This window comes from Vibrio sp. A2-1, from assembly GCF_021728355.1.
GTDB lineage: Bacteria > Pseudomonadota > Gammaproteobacteria > Enterobacterales > Vibrionaceae > Vibrio > Vibrio splendidus_K.
The window spans coordinates 197,243-214,086 of the sequence record NZ_JAKKCO010000004.1 but is presented as its reverse complement, the minus strand read 5'-3'; the positions used below and the strand labels follow the sequence as shown (position 1 = coordinate 214,086).

At 44.2% G+C, this 16,844-nt stretch carries 13 protein-coding genes and 1 pseudogene; 10 read left to right on the top strand and 4 right to left on the bottom strand.

Annotated elements, in window-relative coordinates; translation table 11 throughout:
- Nucleotides 1-18 precede the first annotated feature (18 nt).
- Nucleotides 19-426 (bottom strand): thioesterase family protein, encoded by a 408-nt coding sequence (locus L3V33_RS15480; protein ID WP_009847292.1) that lies wholly within the window; start codon nucleotides 424-426, stop codon nucleotides 19-21.
- Nucleotides 427-782: 356 nt separating this feature from the next.
- Here L3V33_RS15480 and L3V33_RS15475 point away from each other — a divergent pair, with 356 nt between their 5' ends.
- The 3 genes from L3V33_RS15475 to L3V33_RS15465 all read left to right on the top strand — a co-directional run bounded on the left by L3V33_RS15475 (nucleotide 783) and on the right by L3V33_RS15465 (nucleotide 3,963).
- Nucleotides 783-1,778, top strand: a complete 996-nt coding sequence (locus tag L3V33_RS15475; RefSeq protein ID WP_004736072.1) for a TRAP transporter substrate-binding protein — start codon at nucleotides 783-785, stop codon at nucleotides 1,776-1,778.
- A 65-nt stretch (nucleotides 1,779-1,843) separates the two neighbouring features.
- Nucleotides 1,844-2,599 (top strand): TRAP transporter small permease, encoded by a 756-nt coding sequence (locus tag L3V33_RS15470; protein WP_102487433.1) that lies wholly within the window; start codon nucleotides 1,844-1,846, stop codon nucleotides 2,597-2,599.
- Nucleotides 2,600-2,601: 2 nt separating this feature from the next.
- Nucleotides 2,602-3,963, top strand: coding sequence for a TRAP transporter large permease (locus tag L3V33_RS15465; RefSeq protein WP_004736074.1), 1,362 nt, complete (start codon nucleotides 2,602-2,604; stop codon nucleotides 3,961-3,963).
- A 31-nt stretch (nucleotides 3,964-3,994) separates the two neighbouring features.
- Here L3V33_RS15465 and L3V33_RS15460 read toward each other — a convergent pair whose 3' ends face one another.
- The 3 genes from L3V33_RS15460 to L3V33_RS15450 form a co-directional block, all read right to left on the bottom strand.
- Nucleotides 3,995-4,168: a hypothetical protein gene (locus tag L3V33_RS15460; RefSeq protein WP_181360444.1), complete on the bottom strand. Its 174-nt coding sequence runs from the start codon at nucleotides 4,166-4,168 to the stop codon at nucleotides 3,995-3,997.
- Between the two features lie 78 nt (nucleotides 4,169-4,246).
- Nucleotides 4,247-5,596, bottom strand: coding sequence for a sigma-54 dependent transcriptional regulator (locus tag L3V33_RS15455; protein ID WP_135457990.1), 1,350 nt, complete (start codon nucleotides 5,594-5,596; stop codon nucleotides 4,247-4,249).
- A 136-nt stretch (nucleotides 5,597-5,732) separates the two neighbouring features.
- The gene (locus L3V33_RS15450; RefSeq protein WP_135457992.1) at nucleotides 5,733-7,550 is read right to left on the bottom strand and encodes an ATP-binding protein; all 1,818 of its coding nucleotides are present in this window, start codon (nucleotides 7,548-7,550) and stop codon (nucleotides 5,733-5,735) included.
- Between the two features lie 163 nt (nucleotides 7,551-7,713).
- On the opposite strand from L3V33_RS15450, the pseudogene L3V33_RS23260 reads away from it, so the two are divergent.
- From L3V33_RS23260 to ppiD, 7 genes and pseudogenes are all read left to right on the top strand, one after another.
- Nucleotides 7,714-7,896, top strand: a pseudogene (locus L3V33_RS23260) (hypothetical protein); the annotation flags it as partial.
- A 335-nt stretch (nucleotides 7,897-8,231) separates the two neighbouring features.
- Nucleotides 8,232-9,530 (top strand): trigger factor, encoded by a 1,299-nt coding sequence (gene tig / locus L3V33_RS15445; protein ID WP_004736079.1) that lies wholly within the window; start codon nucleotides 8,232-8,234, stop codon nucleotides 9,528-9,530.
- A gap of 105 nt (nucleotides 9,531-9,635) precedes the next feature.
- A complete protein-coding gene (clpP, locus tag L3V33_RS15440; protein ID WP_004736080.1) occupies nucleotides 9,636-10,262 on the top strand; it encodes an ATP-dependent Clp endopeptidase proteolytic subunit ClpP in 627 nt (208 codons plus the stop codon).
- 81 nt (nucleotides 10,263-10,343) lie between these two features.
- Nucleotides 10,344-11,624 carry an ATP-dependent protease ATP-binding subunit ClpX gene (clpX, locus tag L3V33_RS15435; RefSeq protein WP_076678055.1) on the top strand — a complete coding sequence of 427 codons (1,281 nt, stop codon included), beginning with the start codon at nucleotides 10,344-10,346 and terminating at the stop codon, nucleotides 11,622-11,624.
- 132 nt (nucleotides 11,625-11,756) lie between these two features.
- Nucleotides 11,757-14,108: an endopeptidase La gene (gene lon, locus L3V33_RS15430; protein ID WP_017076773.1), complete on the top strand. Its 2,352-nt coding sequence runs from the start codon at nucleotides 11,757-11,759 to the stop codon at nucleotides 14,106-14,108.
- Nucleotides 14,109-14,278: 170 nt separating this feature from the next.
- Complete coding sequence (locus tag L3V33_RS15425) at nucleotides 14,279-14,572, top strand: HU family DNA-binding protein (RefSeq protein ID WP_012604504.1); 294 nt, start codon at nucleotides 14,279-14,281, stop codon at nucleotides 14,570-14,572.
- 220 nt (nucleotides 14,573-14,792) lie between these two features.
- On the top strand, nucleotides 14,793-16,658 hold the full coding sequence (ppiD, locus tag L3V33_RS15420) for a peptidylprolyl isomerase (RefSeq protein ID WP_054548191.1): 1,866 nt from the start codon (nucleotides 14,793-14,795) through the stop codon (nucleotides 16,656-16,658).
- Nucleotides 16,659-16,844: the final 186 nt, after the last annotated feature.

Here is a 16,844-nt window from a genome sequence, read left to right as displayed (position 1 = left end):
TAGTTTGGTGAGGTGAAGTTAGCTCGTTTCGCCAAGCATCGCTTTTAATACTTCGGCAGGCACTGGCTGCAGTTGCTTGTCTTTATCTAGGCAAACCATTTCGATATCACCAATCACCGCAGGCTTAGTTGCATCTTTGCGCCACACTTCTTGTCGCCATAGCGTTTTGTATTTTCCATCGAGTTCAAAAGAGGTTCGGATGTCGCAGATCTCAGCGAACTCAACTCCATCTTGAAAAGTCATGTTGGCTTTATACACCGCAAACCCCAGTCCATGCTCGTTCCACAAGGTTGCCAGTTTATCGCTGCCCAATACATGCTCGCGTGCACGCTCAAAGTACTTTAGAAAGTTAGGGTGATAAACCACACCTGAGTGATCGGTATCTTCATAGTAAATTTGTACTGGGTGATGGTAGATCTGACTCATTGGTATCAACTCTTGTTAAGTAGTGAAGTGGTAAATCTGGCTAAGTTGTGCAGCACTTTACAGGATAGGTTGAAATTACTTCAAGGCATCATAGCCAAACTCGCTTTTGGTCAGACCTCATTTGGCCTCATTCATTACTAATGCGTTGGTCAGCTTCCACCCATTTACAAATATTCTATGTGTCACTTCCCACCCATTAATTTTTGCAGCGAGTTGGCGACTACTACAGGCAGATCTCATGAAGCCTTATGGTTAAAGGGTTGTTAATGCCTTGTTTCAATGTGGCGCGCTAATTGCCTTAATGAAAGCACGCAGTTCCCATTGATGGGCTGCTTTGTTTACTAAGGAGAATAATAATGTTTAAGCCTCTTACCCTGCTGTCTGTATCTGCTCTGGCGCTCACAAGCTTTAATGCTGCTGCAAACTGTGACCCTGGTGAAATTGTGATTAAGTTCAGTCACGTAACCAATACTGATAAGCACCCGAAAGGCATTGCTGCTTCTTTACTAGAAGAGCGAGTAAACACGGAAATGAACGGCAAAGCTTGTATGCAAGTTTTCCCTAACTCAACACTTTACGATGATAATAAGGTACTGGAAGCCCTGTTAAATGGTGATGTTCAAATGGCGGCGCCATCGTTGTCTAAATTTGAGAAGTTCACTAAGAAATACCGTATTTTTGACCTTCCTTTCCTATTTGAAGATGTAGAAGCTGTTGACCGTTTCCAAAACTCGGAGTCAGGCGAAAAACTGAAGAATGCAATGAAGCGTCGTGGCTTACAAGGTCTAGCGTTTTGGCACAATGGCATGAAACAGATGTCGGCGAATAAACCTCTTATCAACCCTGAAGATGCGGAAGGTTTGAAATTCCGTGTTCAAGCATCAGACGTATTGGTGGCTCAGTTTGAGCAACTAGGTGCTAACCCACAGAAGATGTCTTTTAAAGAAGTATACGGCGGCCTGCAAACTAAGGTTATCGATGGCCAAGAGAACACATGGTCAAACATCTACGGTAAGAAGTTCTTTGAAGTACAAGACGGCGTAACTGAAACCAATCACGGCATCTTGGATTACCTAGTTGTAACGTCAAACGACTTCTGGAAAGACCTACCTGAAGATGTACGTACACAGCTTGGTACTATCGTTCAAGAAGTATCTGAAACACGTAATGCAGAATCTTCAAAAGTTAACCTAGCGAACAAAAATAACATCATCGAAGCCGGTGGTGAGGTTCGTACACTTACGCCTGAACAGCGTGAAGCATGGGTAGCTGCACTTCAACCAGTATGGAAGAAGTTTGAAAAAGACATCGGTTCAGACCTTATCGATGCAGCGTTAGCTTCAAACCAATAACACCGCTAAGGGAGTGGCGTGCATTTCGCCACTCCTTATTAAAATAACTATAAGCGGAGTCAATTATGGATAATCCTCAAATGGAACAACCAAATTCTAGCGAATCAGCACTGGAAACCTCTCTTTTTTCCAAAGTCGGAAGAGTTACGGATGTGATTGAAGAGTCATTAATCGCATTTTTCCTTGGCGCAATGACGCTACTTACTTTTGCCAATGTGGTATTTCGATACGCATTCAATGGCAATATCTTGTGGGCACTAGAACTGACGGTGTTCATGTTCGCTTGGATGGTGTTAGTAGGCGCATCTTATGGCGTTAAAAAACACTTCCACATTGGCGTTGATGTGATCATTAACCTTGCCCCAGAAAAGCTACGTAAAATGTATGCGTTAATCGCCGTTACAAGCTGCCTGGCCTTTTCAATCCTACTTCTTATTGGTTCTTGGAATTACTGGTACCCGTTCGCGACCGAGCGAGCTTGGTATGAAACCGATGATATTCCAATGCCAGAGATGCTTCAGTTTCTTGCCGACTGGCTGAATGAAGGCGAGCGATACGAGAAACTGCCACGTTTTATTCCTTATATGGCGCTGCCGATTGGTATGGCAATGCTGACGTTCCGATTCATCCAAATCGCTTATCAAGTGGCGACGGGCAAGCTTGACCGCATGATTGCAGGCCATGAAGCCGAAGAAGAGCTGGATGCATTGAAAGCTGATGTGTTAGCGGGTTCTGATGAAGACGCGACAGCGGTATTGGATTCGACTAAGCAAAACAAGGCGAACGAGTCGGGTACAAAATCTAACGGTAAGGAAGACTAATCATGGCAATGTTATTTCTATTTTTAATGGTAATTGCTTTCATGTTGGTCGGTGTGCCAATTGCGATTTCCCTTGGTTTATCGAGCGTCATATTCTTGTTGATGCACTCTGATGCGTCACTAGCTTCAGTCGCACAAACGCTGTTTAATGCATTTGCAGGCCACTACACACTCTTAGCGATCCCTTTCTTTATCTTGGCCTCTAGCTTCATGTCAACCGGTGGTGTGGCGAAACGTATTATCCGTTTTGCTATCGCAATGGTCGGCTGGTTCCGCGGCGGTTTAGCGATGGCGTCGGTTGTGGCATGTATGATGTTCGCAGCGTTATCTGGATCGTCTCCAGCAACAGTAGTGGCAATCGGTAGTATTGTTATCGCAGGCATGATCAAAAACGGCTACACAAAAGAATTCGCGGCAGGGGTTATCTGTAATGCGGGTACTTTGGGTATATTGATCCCACCGTCAATTGTGATGGTTGTTTACGCTGCGGCGACGGATGTATCTGTAGGTCGTATGTTCCTTGGCGGCGTTATTCCTGGCCTGTTGGCGGGTGTGATGTTGATGATTGCTATCTACATTGCAGCACGTATTAAGAAGATTCCTGCGCAGCCGTTTGTGGGCTGGGGTGAGATGTTCGCAGCAGCAAAAGACGCAAGTTGGGGTCTGCTACTGATTGTCATTATTTTGGGTGGTATCTACGGCGGTATCTTTACACCGACGGAAGCGGCGGCAGTGGCAGCAGTTTACGCGTTCTTCATTGCCAACTTTATCTATAAAGATATGGGGCCTTTCGCTGACAAGAAGAATACAAAGCCTGCTTTGGTTAAGGTGTTCCAAACCTTCTTCCATAAAGATACCAAAGACACGCTCTATGATGCAGGTAAGCTGACGATCATGCTGCTGTTTATCATTGCCAATGCTCTGATTCTTAAGCATGTACTGACAGAGGAACGCATTCCTCAGATGATCACTGAGTCTATGCTTTCTGCGGGCTTAGGTCCGATCACCTTCTTAATTGTGGTGAACGTTCTACTGTTGATTGGTGGACAATTCATGGAACCTTCAGGCTTGCTGATCATCGTGGCACCTTTGGTATTCCCAATTGCAATTGCACTTGGCATCGACCCAATTCACTTGGGTATCATGATGGTTGTGAACATGGAGATAGGGATGATAACGCCGCCTGTGGGGCTCAATCTGTTTGTGACAGCAGGTGTCGCCAAGATGTCGATGATGAACGTGGTAAAAGCAGCATTGCCGTGGGTTGGCGTGATGTTCTTATTCTTGATTATCGTAACTTACGTACCTTGGGTATCAACATGGTTACCAACCACATTGATGGGTCCCGAAATTATCACTAAATAGAGTTAATTAATCGCAAATAGGTGAGGAGGTATCATACCTCCTCATCAATATTCCTGCCGAAGTTCAAATGAGAGTCGCTCTGTTGATAGAGGGCTCTTTTTGCTTCTAATTCAGGAGTGTTTAGGTCGACATGTTGATCGATATAATAAACACCATCTATCTCCAACGTATCAGTAATTGATGGAACTTTTGTTTTCTCACCCATAACCACTTCCTTATTAACTTTATTGCATAACATCCTGTTAGCAAATTAAGTATAGGTGATCTTGCTCGCATATCTAATTTAGTTTTCGCTCTGTCGGTATGACTCTTTCGCAAGTTGATGTTTTTGCATCTTGTCATAGAGAGTTTTACGCGGAAGTTGAAGCCTTTCCATGGTCTCTTTTATGCTGCCATTACACTCAATAAGCGCTTGCTTTAACGTGTTTTTCTCAAAGTCAGAGACGAGTTCCGTTAGAGACAAATGCTGAGTTGATCCTGCGGTGTTGTCTGATAAATGAGACAGCTTGCCTAAAAGCACAAAACGCTCAGCTGTATTACGTAATTCTCGTACGTTTCCGGGCCAATTGTGGGCTAAAAGTTCGTGTAGCTCTTGTTGTGGAATCGCGGGAGCGGTCTTGCCATAACGAGCGGCTGCGACCAATAAGAAGTGGTGAAAAAGCGCAGGGATGTCTTCTTGGCGACCTCTTAACGGCGGCAAGTCTAGAGTAACAACATTGAGTCTGTAATAGAGGTCTTGGCGAAAAGTGCCTTCCTCAGAAGCTTTTTTTAGATCGACTTTAGTTGCGGCAATCACGCGAATATCCAGCGGTACTAATCCGTTCGAGCCCACTCTTTCAATAACTCGCTCCTGTAATACGCGTAATAGTCGTATTTGAGCTTGCATCGGCATGGATTCTATTTCATCTAAAAACAGTGTGCCGCCTTGCGCAAACTCGAACTTACCAACACGTTTACTTTCTGCTCCAGTGAATGCACCTTTTTCATGGCCATAGAGTTCACTTTCAATCAGGTTTTCAGGAACGGCACCACAGTTGACCGCGACAAAGTTTTGCTCTCGGCGACTGCTTTGTTCATGTAGAGAACGTGCAACTAGCTCTTTACCCGTCCCCGTTTCGCCAAACAATAAAATATCGGCATTGGTGTCTGCAACATGAGTGATGATAGAACGCAGCTCTGTCATAGATTGTGTGTCGCCAATGATTCTCGGCCCTAGTGCTTTACTCGCCTTCAACGAGCGCTTCAACTCTTGGTTTTCGAGCGTCAACTGGCGCTTTTCGATGGCACGTTTGGTGGTTTCGATTAAGCGGTCATTCGCAAAGGGCTTCTCAATGAAATCGTAAGCACCGTTATGGATAGCTTGCACGGCCATTGAAATATCACCATGCCCTGTGATCATGATGACCGGGATCTCTTTGTCTTTATGCATGACCGTATTGAGTAAGTCATGCCCTGAAATACCCGGCAAACAGATGTCGGTGATGATCACATGGGGAAGGCCATTTTCCTGGATAGCGAGCAGCGCCGATTCCGCATCGGGAAAGAATTCAGCGTCAACATCAGCAAGCTCAAAGCTTTGCTCAATGGCCATTCTTAAATCGGATTCATCATCAATGAAATAGACGTGACACATAGTGGTTCCTTTACTCTTTTATTCTAATTATCGCTGAGTCATTTTGTGTAGCTGTGTAGCTGTGTAGCTGTGTAGTTGTTTACGTGTGTGCTTGCATGTTTTCGAGTTGGTCCGCTAGTTAGTTAACGGGTTGGTCTCAGTCTGTTGATGGACGTTTTTCATCGGGCACTATTGGGAGTTCGATACTAAAACGAGCACCGCCTTGTGGGCTTGTGCCTGTGATTAGCTTTCCGTTGATCCCACCGATTATTTGTTGAGAAATCGATAGCCCGAGTCCAAGACCATTTTTTTTAGTGGTATGGAAGGGCTCAAAAAAGTCTCCAGTCGAGGAGGACTTAAAACCGGGGCCGCTGTCATCGACGTGAATAAGCAAAATACTAGTTTGCTCATTGTCGGATTCCTTTCTCTCTAACAGGATAGCCAATTGCTTTTCGTCCTGGTGCTCCATAGCCTGAATCGCATTGGTTAGAAGGTTAATGATCACTTGCTCGAGTTGGATTGCATTGGCGAACACGCAAGCATCAAATTTTTCTGGGAGCTCATTCACCTTAACTCGCTCACTCTTTAATTGTGGTTTCATGAGTTCTTTTGAGGAGTGAAGAACAGGCAATATTTGTAGAGTGTGGAGCTCTTCCGCTGTGGATTTCTTTGCGAAGGAACGAAGCTGGTGGCTAATTTTCGCCATACGATCGGTCAGTGCTGAAATCCGAGATAGGTTATCATCAACACGGTCGGGCTTCTCTTTTGCGAGAAACAATCGGCCGTTGTCTGCATAACTGCGAATCGCGGCGAGTGGGTTATTCAATTCATGACTGATACTGGCTGACATTTGACCCAATACGGCTAACTTAGCCGCCTGTATAAGCTCATCTTGTGTCTGTCTGAGCACTCGTTCTGTCTCGATGCGCTGTTTGATCTCTATATGGAGCTCAGAGGTTCTTTCGAGCACTTGAAATTCGAGTTTTTGTTTGGCTTCAGACTGCAGCCTATCGATTTGCGCACGCCTTTGCTGGCGGTGGTGGTTGAGTTGCATCGTGAGATAGATAATGGCAAACACTAAACTCAGCACCACAAGGTAAGCGATGAGATCCCACCAAACTAAGTGTGTCGGAGAAAATACTCGGACAGTTAGCTTCGGGTCATCGAGGAAGCGTGATGAAGTGAAAAAACGTTCTTTTACGAGTTGATGTGGTGACTGAATACTGCTGGTGGAGCTTTCTAAATCTCCTGAAAAATGCAGGCTCTCTATTTTGGTATCAAGGTATTGTCTGCTCTCTTGAATTCGAGTTTGTTGTGCCTTATCGAGCGGTTGAAGACTTTTGAATAGCCATTCTGGGTTGCTCGACATGAAAACAATCTGATCTTTATCGTCGGCAACAAAAAAACTTTGCTTGCCTTTCCAGCTTGCCTCAATCAGTGATAAATCCATTTTTACGACAATGACACCAATGATTTCAGCAGCATAGGAGACAGGGTAAGAATAATAATAGCCTCGTTTCCCTGAAGTAGAACCTAAAGCAAAGTACTGGTTTTCATTGCCGAGAATCGCTTGTTGATAATAGGGACGAAATGCAAAGTTCCGCCCGACAAAAGAGTGTTTCAGACTCCAGTTACTGGCTGCGATGGTGGTGCCGATACTGTCGAGCAGATAAGTGTCGGATGCTTGAATGACCGTGTTTACATGCTCTAGATAACGATTGGTGAGTTCGATTTGCGCGGAATTGCTTGGTGAGTGTAGGGCGTCGACCAACTCTTTGTCTTTTGAGAGTAGCTCTGGGATATGTGCAAACTTGTCGAGTTGGCTAGAAATATGAACGGAAAATCGGTCAAGCTTAGATTGGTGATCATTTAACAAACTTTGATGGCTTGTGCTCCATACCCAATACCCACCCACGATCATAAGTAAGCAGTAGACGACTAGCAGTAGTAAAGGGATTCTCAAAGCTCGAAACATGGAGGCTCTCCGCTAAATTCTAGGTAAAACAAACACGTCTGTATTTTCTCGTTTCTGACAACAATTAGCGGTAGTTTTTGATGAAAATGGAGAGTAAACAGACGGGAGTAGGTTAAGGCTTTGTAACGGAGATTGTTGAAAAAGTTATCGACTCTGAGGGGTAAAACAAGAGCAAGATCTCTTTTTAAGCTTTTTAGCAAAAAAAGGCCTCGATTCCCTTGAAAAAGTCGCTATTGTCCCCATTTCTGTTGTGCTAAGTGATGATTTGATCGTTTTTGTATCATTTAGTTGGACGAATTTAGAGCATTCATCATCATGCAGAGGTGAACGGCTCGACAGAGATTAAACAGATCGCTAGAATGTCGCATCTAAAATTTCTGTCCTGAGGCTAATCGGAGATACCTTTCTTGTTTCCGAAAACAAGCTTCACTGCTTTTTGTAAGTACGTGAAAACGTTTTATTACTGCGTGAGAACGTTCAATAAGCATGTGAAGAACGAAGATATCGCTGATTAGTCTGGTGTTTGGTTGAATAATCAATTCAGACATCAATGCTCGATTTTAAATTAGGTGTTCGGATAGAGCACTACACAAGAATGCAGCCAACAACGTCGGCTTTTGAATTAAAGCTAAGTTACGGCTCATATGCTCAGATTACTGAGCCAGTTTTGAGGTTTATATAATGCAAGTTACTGTTGAAACGCTAGAAGGCCTAGAGCGCCGTCTTAATATTACTGTTCCTGCTGCTAACATCGAAGATGCAGTTACAGCTGAACTACGCAACATCGCGAAAAACCGTCGTTTCGATGGTTTCCGTAAAGGCAAAGTGCCTATGAAGATGGTTGCTAAAATGTACGGCAAAGCAGTACGTCAAGACGTGATGGGCGAAGTAATGCAACGTCACTTCATCGAAGCGATCGTTAAAGAGAAAATCAACCCAGCTGGCGCACCTACTTTCGCACCAGTTGAAAACAACGAAGGCGCTGACCTAGTATTCAACGCAACTTTTGAAGTTTACCCAGAAGTTGAGCTGAAAGGTCTAGAAAACATCACTGTTGAGAAACCAGCAGTAGAAGTTAAAGAAGCTGACGTTGAAGAGATGATCGAAACTCTACGTAAGCAACAAGCAACTTGGACTGAAGTTGAAGCTGCTGCTGACGCTGGTTCTCGTGCAACTATCGACTTCGTTGGTTCTATCGACGGTGAAGAGTTCGAAGGCGGTAAAGCTGAGAACTTCCCACTAGAGATGGGTGCTGGTCGCATGATCCCTGGTTTTGAAGACGGTATCGTTGGTAAAACAGCAGGTATGGAATTCGAAATCGAAGTAAACTTCCCAGAAGATTACCACGCTGAAAACCTAAAAGGTAAAGCTGCTAAGTTCTCTATCAAGCTGAACAAAGTTGAAGCTCGTGAGCTTCCAGAACTAAACGAAGAATTCGTTTCTAAGTTCGGCGCGGCTGAAGGCGTTGAAGGCCTTAAAGCTGAAGTTCGTAAGAACATGGAGCGTGAGCTTAAGCAAGCTGTTAAGAACCGCATCAAAGAGCAAGCAATCGACGGTCTAGTTAACGAAAACAACATCGACGTACCTTCTGCTCTAATCGATCAAGAGATCGGTGTTCTACGTCAACAAGCTGCTCAACGTTTCGGTGGCAACACTGAAGCTGCTGACCAACTTCCACGTGAGCTGTTCGAAGAGCAAGCTAAACGTCGCGTAGTTGTAGGTCTTCTTCTTGGTGAAGTAATCAAGACTGAAGAGCTAAAAGCTGACGACGAGAAAGTTAAAGCTATCATCGAAGAGATGGCTACAGCATACGAAGATCCAACTGAAGTTATTGCTTACTACGAGCAAAACGAGCAAATGATGAACAACATGCGCAATGTTGCTCTAGAAGAGCAAGCTATTGATGCAATCATCGCTAAAGCTCAAGTTTCTGATAAAGAAGTTAGCTTCAACGAGCTAATGAATCAGCAACCTGCTTAATATAGTAATATCTGACGTAGAAGGTTGACGTACGGTCAACAATTCTGCTAACAATGGTCCGTATGATTTAATCATTCGGGCCATTTATTTTAGGGACATAAGAATATGAGCTACCAAGAAAAAAATACAATGCCATCGATTATGGACGCACTAGTTCCTATGGTGGTTGAACAGACTTCCCGTGGTGAACGTTCTTACGATATTTATTCTCGTCTATTAAAAGAACGTATCATTTTCTTAACAGGTCAAGTGGAAGACCACATGGCAAATCTTGTCGTGGCTCAACTGCTTTTCTTGGAATCAGAAAACCCAGACAAAGATATCTATCTTTACATCAACTCACCTGGCGGTAGCGTAACAGCGGGCATGTCTATCTATGACACAATGCAGTTCATCAAGCCAAACGTGAGCACAGTCTGTATGGGTCAAGCTTGCTCTATGGGTGCATTCTTACTAGCGGGTGGTACTCCTGGTAAGCGTCACGTGCTTCCAAACTCACGTGTAATGATTCACCAGCCACTTGGCGGCTTCCAAGGCCAAGCGTCTGATATTCAAATTCACGCGCAAGAGATCCTAACGATCAAACAAAAGCTAAACAAACTATTGGCAGAGCACACTGGTCAGCCTTTAGAAGTTGTTGAGCGTGATACAGATCGTGATAATTTTATGTCTGCTGATCAAGCAGTAGAATACGGCTTGGTAGATTCAGTTCTTAATCACCGCGGTCAATAATTGCACGGCAATTGTTTAACGCAAAGTGATTCAAATTGATATACACTCAAGCATAGAGAGTAAAGGCTAAGAGGTTAGCGAATGACAGATAAAAGCAAAGAGGGTGGTAGCGGTAAACTGCTTTACTGCTCTTTCTGTGGCAAAAGCCAACACGAAGTTCGCAAGTTAATCGCAGGTCCTTCTGTTTACATTTGTGATGAATGTGTCGATCTTTGTAACGACATTATTCGTGAAGAAATTAAAGATGTTCTTCCTAAGAAAGAATCGGAATCGCTGCCAACGCCGCGTGAGATTCGTGAGCATCTTGACGACTATGTAATCGGTCAAGAATACGCGAAGAAAGTGCTAGCAGTTGCGGTATACAACCACTACAAGCGTTTGCGTAATGGTGACACGACAGCTGAAGGCGTAGAGCTAGGTAAGAGTAACATTCTTCTTATCGGTCCTACTGGTAGTGGTAAAACACTACTGGCTGAAACACTGGCTCGTTTCCTGGACGTTCCTTTCACAATGGCAGATGCAACAACACTAACCGAAGCCGGTTATGTGGGCGAAGATGTTGAAAACATCATCCAGAAGTTGCTTCAGAAGTGTGATTATGACGTAGCAAAAGCAGAACGCGGCATTGTTTACATCGATGAAATCGACAAGATTTCTCGTAAAGCTGAAAACCCATCAATCACGCGTGACGTGTCTGGTGAAGGTGTACAGCAAGCTCTACTAAAACTTGTTGAAGGTACAGTTGCTTCAGTTCCACCTCAAGGTGGTCGTAAGCATCCACAGCAAGAGTTCTTGCAAGTGGACACGTCTAAGATCCTATTTATTTGTGGCGGAGCATTCTCTGGCCTAGATAAAGTGATTGAACAACGTGTAGAAAAAGGTTCGAGCATTGGTTTTGGCGCAGAAGTGCGTTCAAAAGACGAAGCAAAAACTGTGGGTGAATTGTTCACTCAAGTTGAACCTGAAGATCTGGTGAAGTACGGTCTAATTCCGGAGTTCATTGGTCGTCTACCCGTGACAACGACATTGACAGAACTTGACGAAGAAGCTCTAGTTCAAATTCTTTGTGAACCGAAGAATGCGCTTACTAAGCAGTACGCAGCATTGTTTGAAATCGAAGAGACTGAATTAGAATTCCGCGAAGATGCTCTACGTGCTATTGCTAAGAAAGCAATGGAACGTAAAACGGGTGCTCGTGGTCTGCGTTCTATCTTGGAGGGTGTTCTACTAGAAACTATGTACGAACTGCCATCTTCGACAGATGTAAGCAAGGTTGTGATTGATGAGTCGGTAATTAATGGTGAGTCAGAACCACTGTTGATTTACAGCAACTCAGATAACCAAGCAGCGGTTGCAGAGTAGGTCTTTTTTAGACAAGTCACTCAAATTGAAAAAGGAGGTAAGCAATTACCTCCTTTTTTTTATTCTTCCATTGAATCCAGTCGTTTAAGCCCCATATACTGCTTTATAAGTTAAAGCGGAAGAGAGAAATATATGAACTTGGAACGTTCCGAGCGTATCGAAATCCCCGTGCTACCTCTACGTGATGTAGTGGTTTACCCACACATGGTTATTCCATTGTTTGTCGGTCGTGAAAAATCGATTACTTGCCTTGAATCGGCAATGGAAGCTAACAAACAAGTACTACTTGTAGCGCAGAAAGAAGCGGACACTGATGAGCCTTCAATCGACGACCTATTTAACGTAGGTACAGTCGCTACTATTCTTCAGTTGCTAAAGCTGCCTGATGGTACTGTGAAAGTACTTGTCGAAGGTCAGCAGCGTGCAAAAATTCACCAGTTCAAAGAGAGTGAGTTTTTCTTAGCGGATGCCGAATACGTTGTAACCTCAGAACTTGACGAAAAAGAACAAGAAGTGGTTGTTCGCAGCGCGATCAATCAATTCGAAGGCTTTATTAAGCTAAACAAAAAAATCCCACCAGAAGTTCTAACGTCTCTGAACGGTATTGATGAGGCTGCACGCCTAGCCGATACGATTGCAGCGCACATGCCACTTAAATTGGTTGATAAGCAGCACGTTCTAGAAATTGCAGATGTGACTGAACGTCTGGAATTCTTAATGGGCCAAATGGAGTCAGAAATTGACATCCTGCAAGTTGAAAAACGCATTCGTGGCCGCGTTAAGAAGCAGATGGAGAAATCTCAGCGCGAGTACTACCTGAATGAGCAAATGAAAGCGATTCAGAAAGAACTGGGCGAGATGGATGACGCACCTGATGAATTCGAGACTCTGAAGAAGAAGATCGAAGATTCAAAAATGCCTCAAGAAGCTCGTGAAAAAACCGAGCAAGAACTGCAAAAACTGAAAATGATGTCGCCAATGTCTGCTGAAGCAACAGTAGTACGTAGCTACATTGATTGGATGGTTGGTGTTCCTTGGGCTAAGCGTTCAAAAGTTAAAAAGAATTTAGCGAAAGCGGAAGAGGTCTTGAATGAAGACCACTACGGCTTAGAGCGTGTAAAAGAACGAATCCTTGAATACTTGGCAGTACAAAACCGAATTAACAAGCTAAAAGGTCCAATCCTTTGTCTTGTTGGTCCTCCTGGTGTGGGTAAAACCTCTCTAGGTCGCTCGATTGCCGCTGCAACGGGCCGTAAGTACACTCGTATGGCGCTAGGTGGCGTACGTGACGAAGCGGAAATCCGCGGTCACCGTCGTACATACATCGGTTCTCTTCCGGGTAAGCTTATTCAAAAGATGTCTAAAGTTGGCGTTAAGAACCCACTGTTCCTATTAGATGAAATCGATAAGATGTCGTCTGATATGCGTGGCGACCCATCTTCAGCGCTTCTAGAGGTGCTAGACCCAGAGCAAAACGTTGCGTTTAACGATCACTACTTAGAAGTAGATTACGATCTGTCAGATGTCATGTTTGTTGCAACGTCTAACTCAATGGACATTCCAGGCCCGTTATTGGACCGTATGGAAGTGATTCGTCTGTCGGGTTACACAGAAGATGAAAAGCTGAACATCGCTAAGAGTCACTTACTGGACAAACAAGTTCAACGTAATGGTCTTAAGCCTCATGAGATTAATATCGAAGATTCAGCAATCGTTGGCATTATTCGTTATTACACGCGTGAAGCAGGTGTGCGTAACTTAGAGCGTGAAATCTCTAAGATCTGTCGTAAAGCAGTTAAGAACATTCTGCTAGATAGCAGCCTTAAGTCTGTAACGGTTAACATAGATAACCTGAAAGAGTACTTGGGTGTTCAACGTCATGACTTCGGTAAAGCGGATGAGAGCAATCGTATAGGTCAGGTAACTGGTCTAGCGTGGACTCAAGTTGGCGGTGATCTACTGACCATCGAAACTGAATCAATGCCAGGAAAAGGCAAGCTAACGCAAACCGGCTCACTTGGCGATGTGATGAAAGAATCGATTCAAGCGGCAATGACCGTGGTTCGTTCTCGTGCGGAAAATCTGGGTATTAACACAGATTTCTACGAGAAACGTGATATTCACGTTCACGTACCGGAAGGTGCAACACCAAAAGATGGCCCAAGTGCGGGTATCGCAATGTGTACTGCATTGGTATCCAGTCTAACGGGTAATCCTGTGAAAGCTGAGGTCGGTATGACAGGTGAAATTACCCTTCGTGGTGAAGTTTTACCTATCGGTGGCTTGAAAGAAAAACTGCTTGCAGCACACCGTGGCGGCATCAAAACTGTCTTGATTCCTAAAGACAATGAGCGTGATTTGGAAGAGATTCCAGACAATGTAATTGCTGACTTAAAGGTGATTCCGGTCCAATGGATTGATGAAGTACTTAAAGTCGCGCTAGAACGAGATCCGTCAGGGGTCGAGTTTGACGTGAAAAAATAGTGATGCATAGCAAAAATAAGTAAAGAATTACGCTGATAGACCCGAAAAGGCTTGTCAGCGTTTTTTTTGGACGCTAAGTTATTTGACTAAAGCGGCAGCCCTTTTGCAATAAGGCTTGCGGCTAAATTAAAACCAAAATGGAACGTACAGTCATCGAGAAGTAGTCACAGATGACACATAGGGGAAAAACAGTGAATAAAACACAACTAGTAGAATCAATCGCAGAAAACGCAGACATCTCTAAAGCTTCAGCTGGTCGCGCTCTAGACGCTTTCATCGAAGCAGTTGGCACAACGCTACAATCAGGTGACCAAGTTGCACTTGTTGGCTTTGGTACTTTCAGTGTTCGTACTCGTGCTGCTCGTACAGGTCGTAACCCAAAAACTGGTGAAGAGATCCAAATCGCAGAAGCTAAAGTACCTGGCTTCAAAGCAGGTAAAGCACTTAAAGACGCATGTAACTAATTTTCACTGCTGAAACCTCGCTTTTAGAGAGGGGAAGGCAGTAAAATGCGTTTACTGTTTGAAAAATGATGTTTCATTCTTAGACAGTATGTGTGCAAAGCACATTGAACTTATTTAAATTATGCGCATCCTACTGATGCGCATTTCTTTTTCTGATAATATCGCGTGAATAGATTTTTATTTTGAAGCCAATGCTTCATATCCGGAGAGCACTTAAATTATGATGGATCGATTACGCGAAGGCGTGAATAGCATCGCGGTAAAAATTATCCTTGGGTTGATTATCCTGTCATTCGTATTCGCAGGTGTAGGCAGCTACATCACCGGTGGCGGTAACAACGCAGCAGCTAAAGTTGGCAACACAGAAATTGCTCGTGGTGAGTTCGAACAAGCTTACCAAAACGAACGTAATCGTATGCAGTCTCAACTTGGCGATTACTTCGCTCAAATGCTTGCAGACCCTGCATACGTAGAGTCTTTCCGTAAATCAGTACTTGATCGCATGATCAACGATGTTCTACTTGAGCAGCAAGCTGAGTCACTAGGCCTACGAATCAGTGATTCTCAAATCCGTACAATGATTCTAGAAATGCCTCAGTTCCAAACTGCTGGTCAATTTGATCAAGAAGTTTATCAATCAGCACTGCGCCGTGCAGGTTTCAGCGCAGAAAGCTTCGCTGAATACATGCGTCGTGACCTAATGCGTAACCAGCTTGTGACTGCGCTTCAAGGCAGTGAATTTGTTCTTCAAGGCGAAATCGATACGCAAAGCAAACTTATTGCTCAAACTCGTGACATTCGTACAGTGACCTTGTCTGTTGCTGATTTAGCGAAAGACATCGAGCTAACTGACGAGCAAATCGAACAGTACTATTCTGAGAACCCTCAAGCTTACACTCGTCCAGAGCAAGCTAAGGTGTCTTACATCGAGCTTTCAGCTGAAGCACTTAAGTCTCAGCTTGAAGTAAGCGATGAAGAAGCACTGAAATACTATCAAGAGCACCTAGACAAGTACTCAACTGAAGAGCAACGTAAAGTTAGTCACATCTTAGTTCAAGGCGATGACGAAGCGAAAGCTCAGTCTATCCTAGACGAGCTAAATGCAGGCGCTGATTTTGCTACGCTAGCGGAAGAGAAATCTGACGACTTCGGCAGTGCAGATGTTGGCGGTGACTTAGGTTGGATTGAACGCGATGTTATGGACCCTGCATTCGAAGACGCGGCTTTCGCTCTTGAGAATATTGGTGATACTACTGGACTAGTTAAATCTGATTTTGGCTACCACATCATCAAGCTAGACGAAGTAAAAGCGTCTCAAGCTCAGCCTTATACAGAAGTAGCGGCTGAGATTAAGCAAGAACTACTAGATCAGCATGCTGTAGACCAGTTCTACGAACAGCAAACTGAGCTAGAAAAAGTAGCGTTTGAATTCCCAGATTCTTTGGATGATTCTGCTGAAGCTATCAATGCGAAGATCACGACAACTGATTTCATCTCTCAAGTTGACGCTCCAGAAGTTCTGATGACGCCTGCAGTTATGCAAGCTATCCTGAGCCCTGAAGTGAAAGAAGACGGTCTGAACTCTGAAGTTATCGAAGTTGCACCTGAGCACGTGATTGTTGTTCGTGTAGAAGAGACTCGCGACGAAACAGTTCTTCCTCTAGCTGAAGTGAAAGATCAAGTTGTCGCTGCATTGTCTGCTGTACAAGCTGAGCAACAAGCAGTTGAGCTAGGTGTTTCTCTAGTGAACGAGCTTAAGCAAGGTAACGAAGCAGTACTTGCAGATAACAACCTTGAGTTCACTGAACTTGAAACGATTGACCGTAACTCGCCACTAGCGGCGTCTGTATTCGCTCTAGCGAAACCAGAAGCAGGTCAAGCTGTGTTCGGTCAATCTAAAGACCAAGACGGTAACATCGTTGTTGTTGAGCTTTCTAAAGTAACGGCTGAAATCAACCCAGCTTACAGCACTCAAATTGGTGCACAGTTGGAGCGAGTTGGTAATCAGCAAGACCTTACTAATGTATTAAACGTACTGCGTAAAAATGCAGACGTTGAATACTACGTAGTGGGTCAAGGTCAGTAAGCTCAGGTTGGCTTGAGTTAGCTTAGCTCGGTAGTTAGGCCTGTTTGGTGGCTGACTACCGAGAATCAACATGCGATGGTTGTTGTTTTGTAAATTAGGTTTATTCGATAAATAAGAATTGCGAGCCAACAAACAAGCTGATGAAAACAAGATGTATAACGAAGCGGGCCACTTAGGTGGCCCGCT

Coding starts and splice junctions, on each gene's coding strand:
- L3V33_RS15480 (WP_009847292.1), bottom strand. CDS start 426: ATGAGTCAGATCTACCATCACCCAGTACAAATTTACTATGAAGATACC.
- L3V33_RS15475 (WP_004736072.1), top strand. CDS start 783: ATGTTTAAGCCTCTTACCCTGCTGTCTGTATCTGCTCTGGCGCTCACA.
- L3V33_RS15470 (WP_102487433.1), top strand. CDS start 1,844: ATGGATAATCCTCAAATGGAACAACCAAATTCTAGCGAATCAGCACTG.
- L3V33_RS15465 (WP_004736074.1), top strand. CDS start 2,602: ATGGCAATGTTATTTCTATTTTTAATGGTAATTGCTTTCATGTTGGTC.
- L3V33_RS15460 (WP_181360444.1), bottom strand. CDS start 4,168: ATGGGTGAGAAAACAAAAGTTCCATCAATTACTGATACGTTGGAGATA.
- L3V33_RS15455 (WP_135457990.1), bottom strand. CDS start 5,596: ATGTGTCACGTCTATTTCATTGATGATGAATCCGATTTAAGAATGGCC.
- L3V33_RS15450 (WP_135457992.1), bottom strand. CDS start 7,550: ATGTTTCGAGCTTTGAGAATCCCTTTACTACTGCTAGTCGTCTACTGC.
- tig (WP_004736079.1), top strand. CDS start 8,232: ATGCAAGTTACTGTTGAAACGCTAGAAGGCCTAGAGCGCCGTCTTAAT.
- clpP (WP_004736080.1), top strand. CDS start 9,636: ATGAGCTACCAAGAAAAAAATACAATGCCATCGATTATGGACGCACTA.
- clpX (WP_076678055.1), top strand. CDS start 10,344: ATGACAGATAAAAGCAAAGAGGGTGGTAGCGGTAAACTGCTTTACTGC.
- lon (WP_017076773.1), top strand. CDS start 11,757: ATGAACTTGGAACGTTCCGAGCGTATCGAAATCCCCGTGCTACCTCTA.
- L3V33_RS15425 (WP_012604504.1), top strand. CDS start 14,279: ATGACACATAGGGGAAAAACAGTGAATAAAACACAACTAGTAGAATCA.
- ppiD (WP_054548191.1), top strand. CDS start 14,793: ATGATGGATCGATTACGCGAAGGCGTGAATAGCATCGCGGTAAAAATT.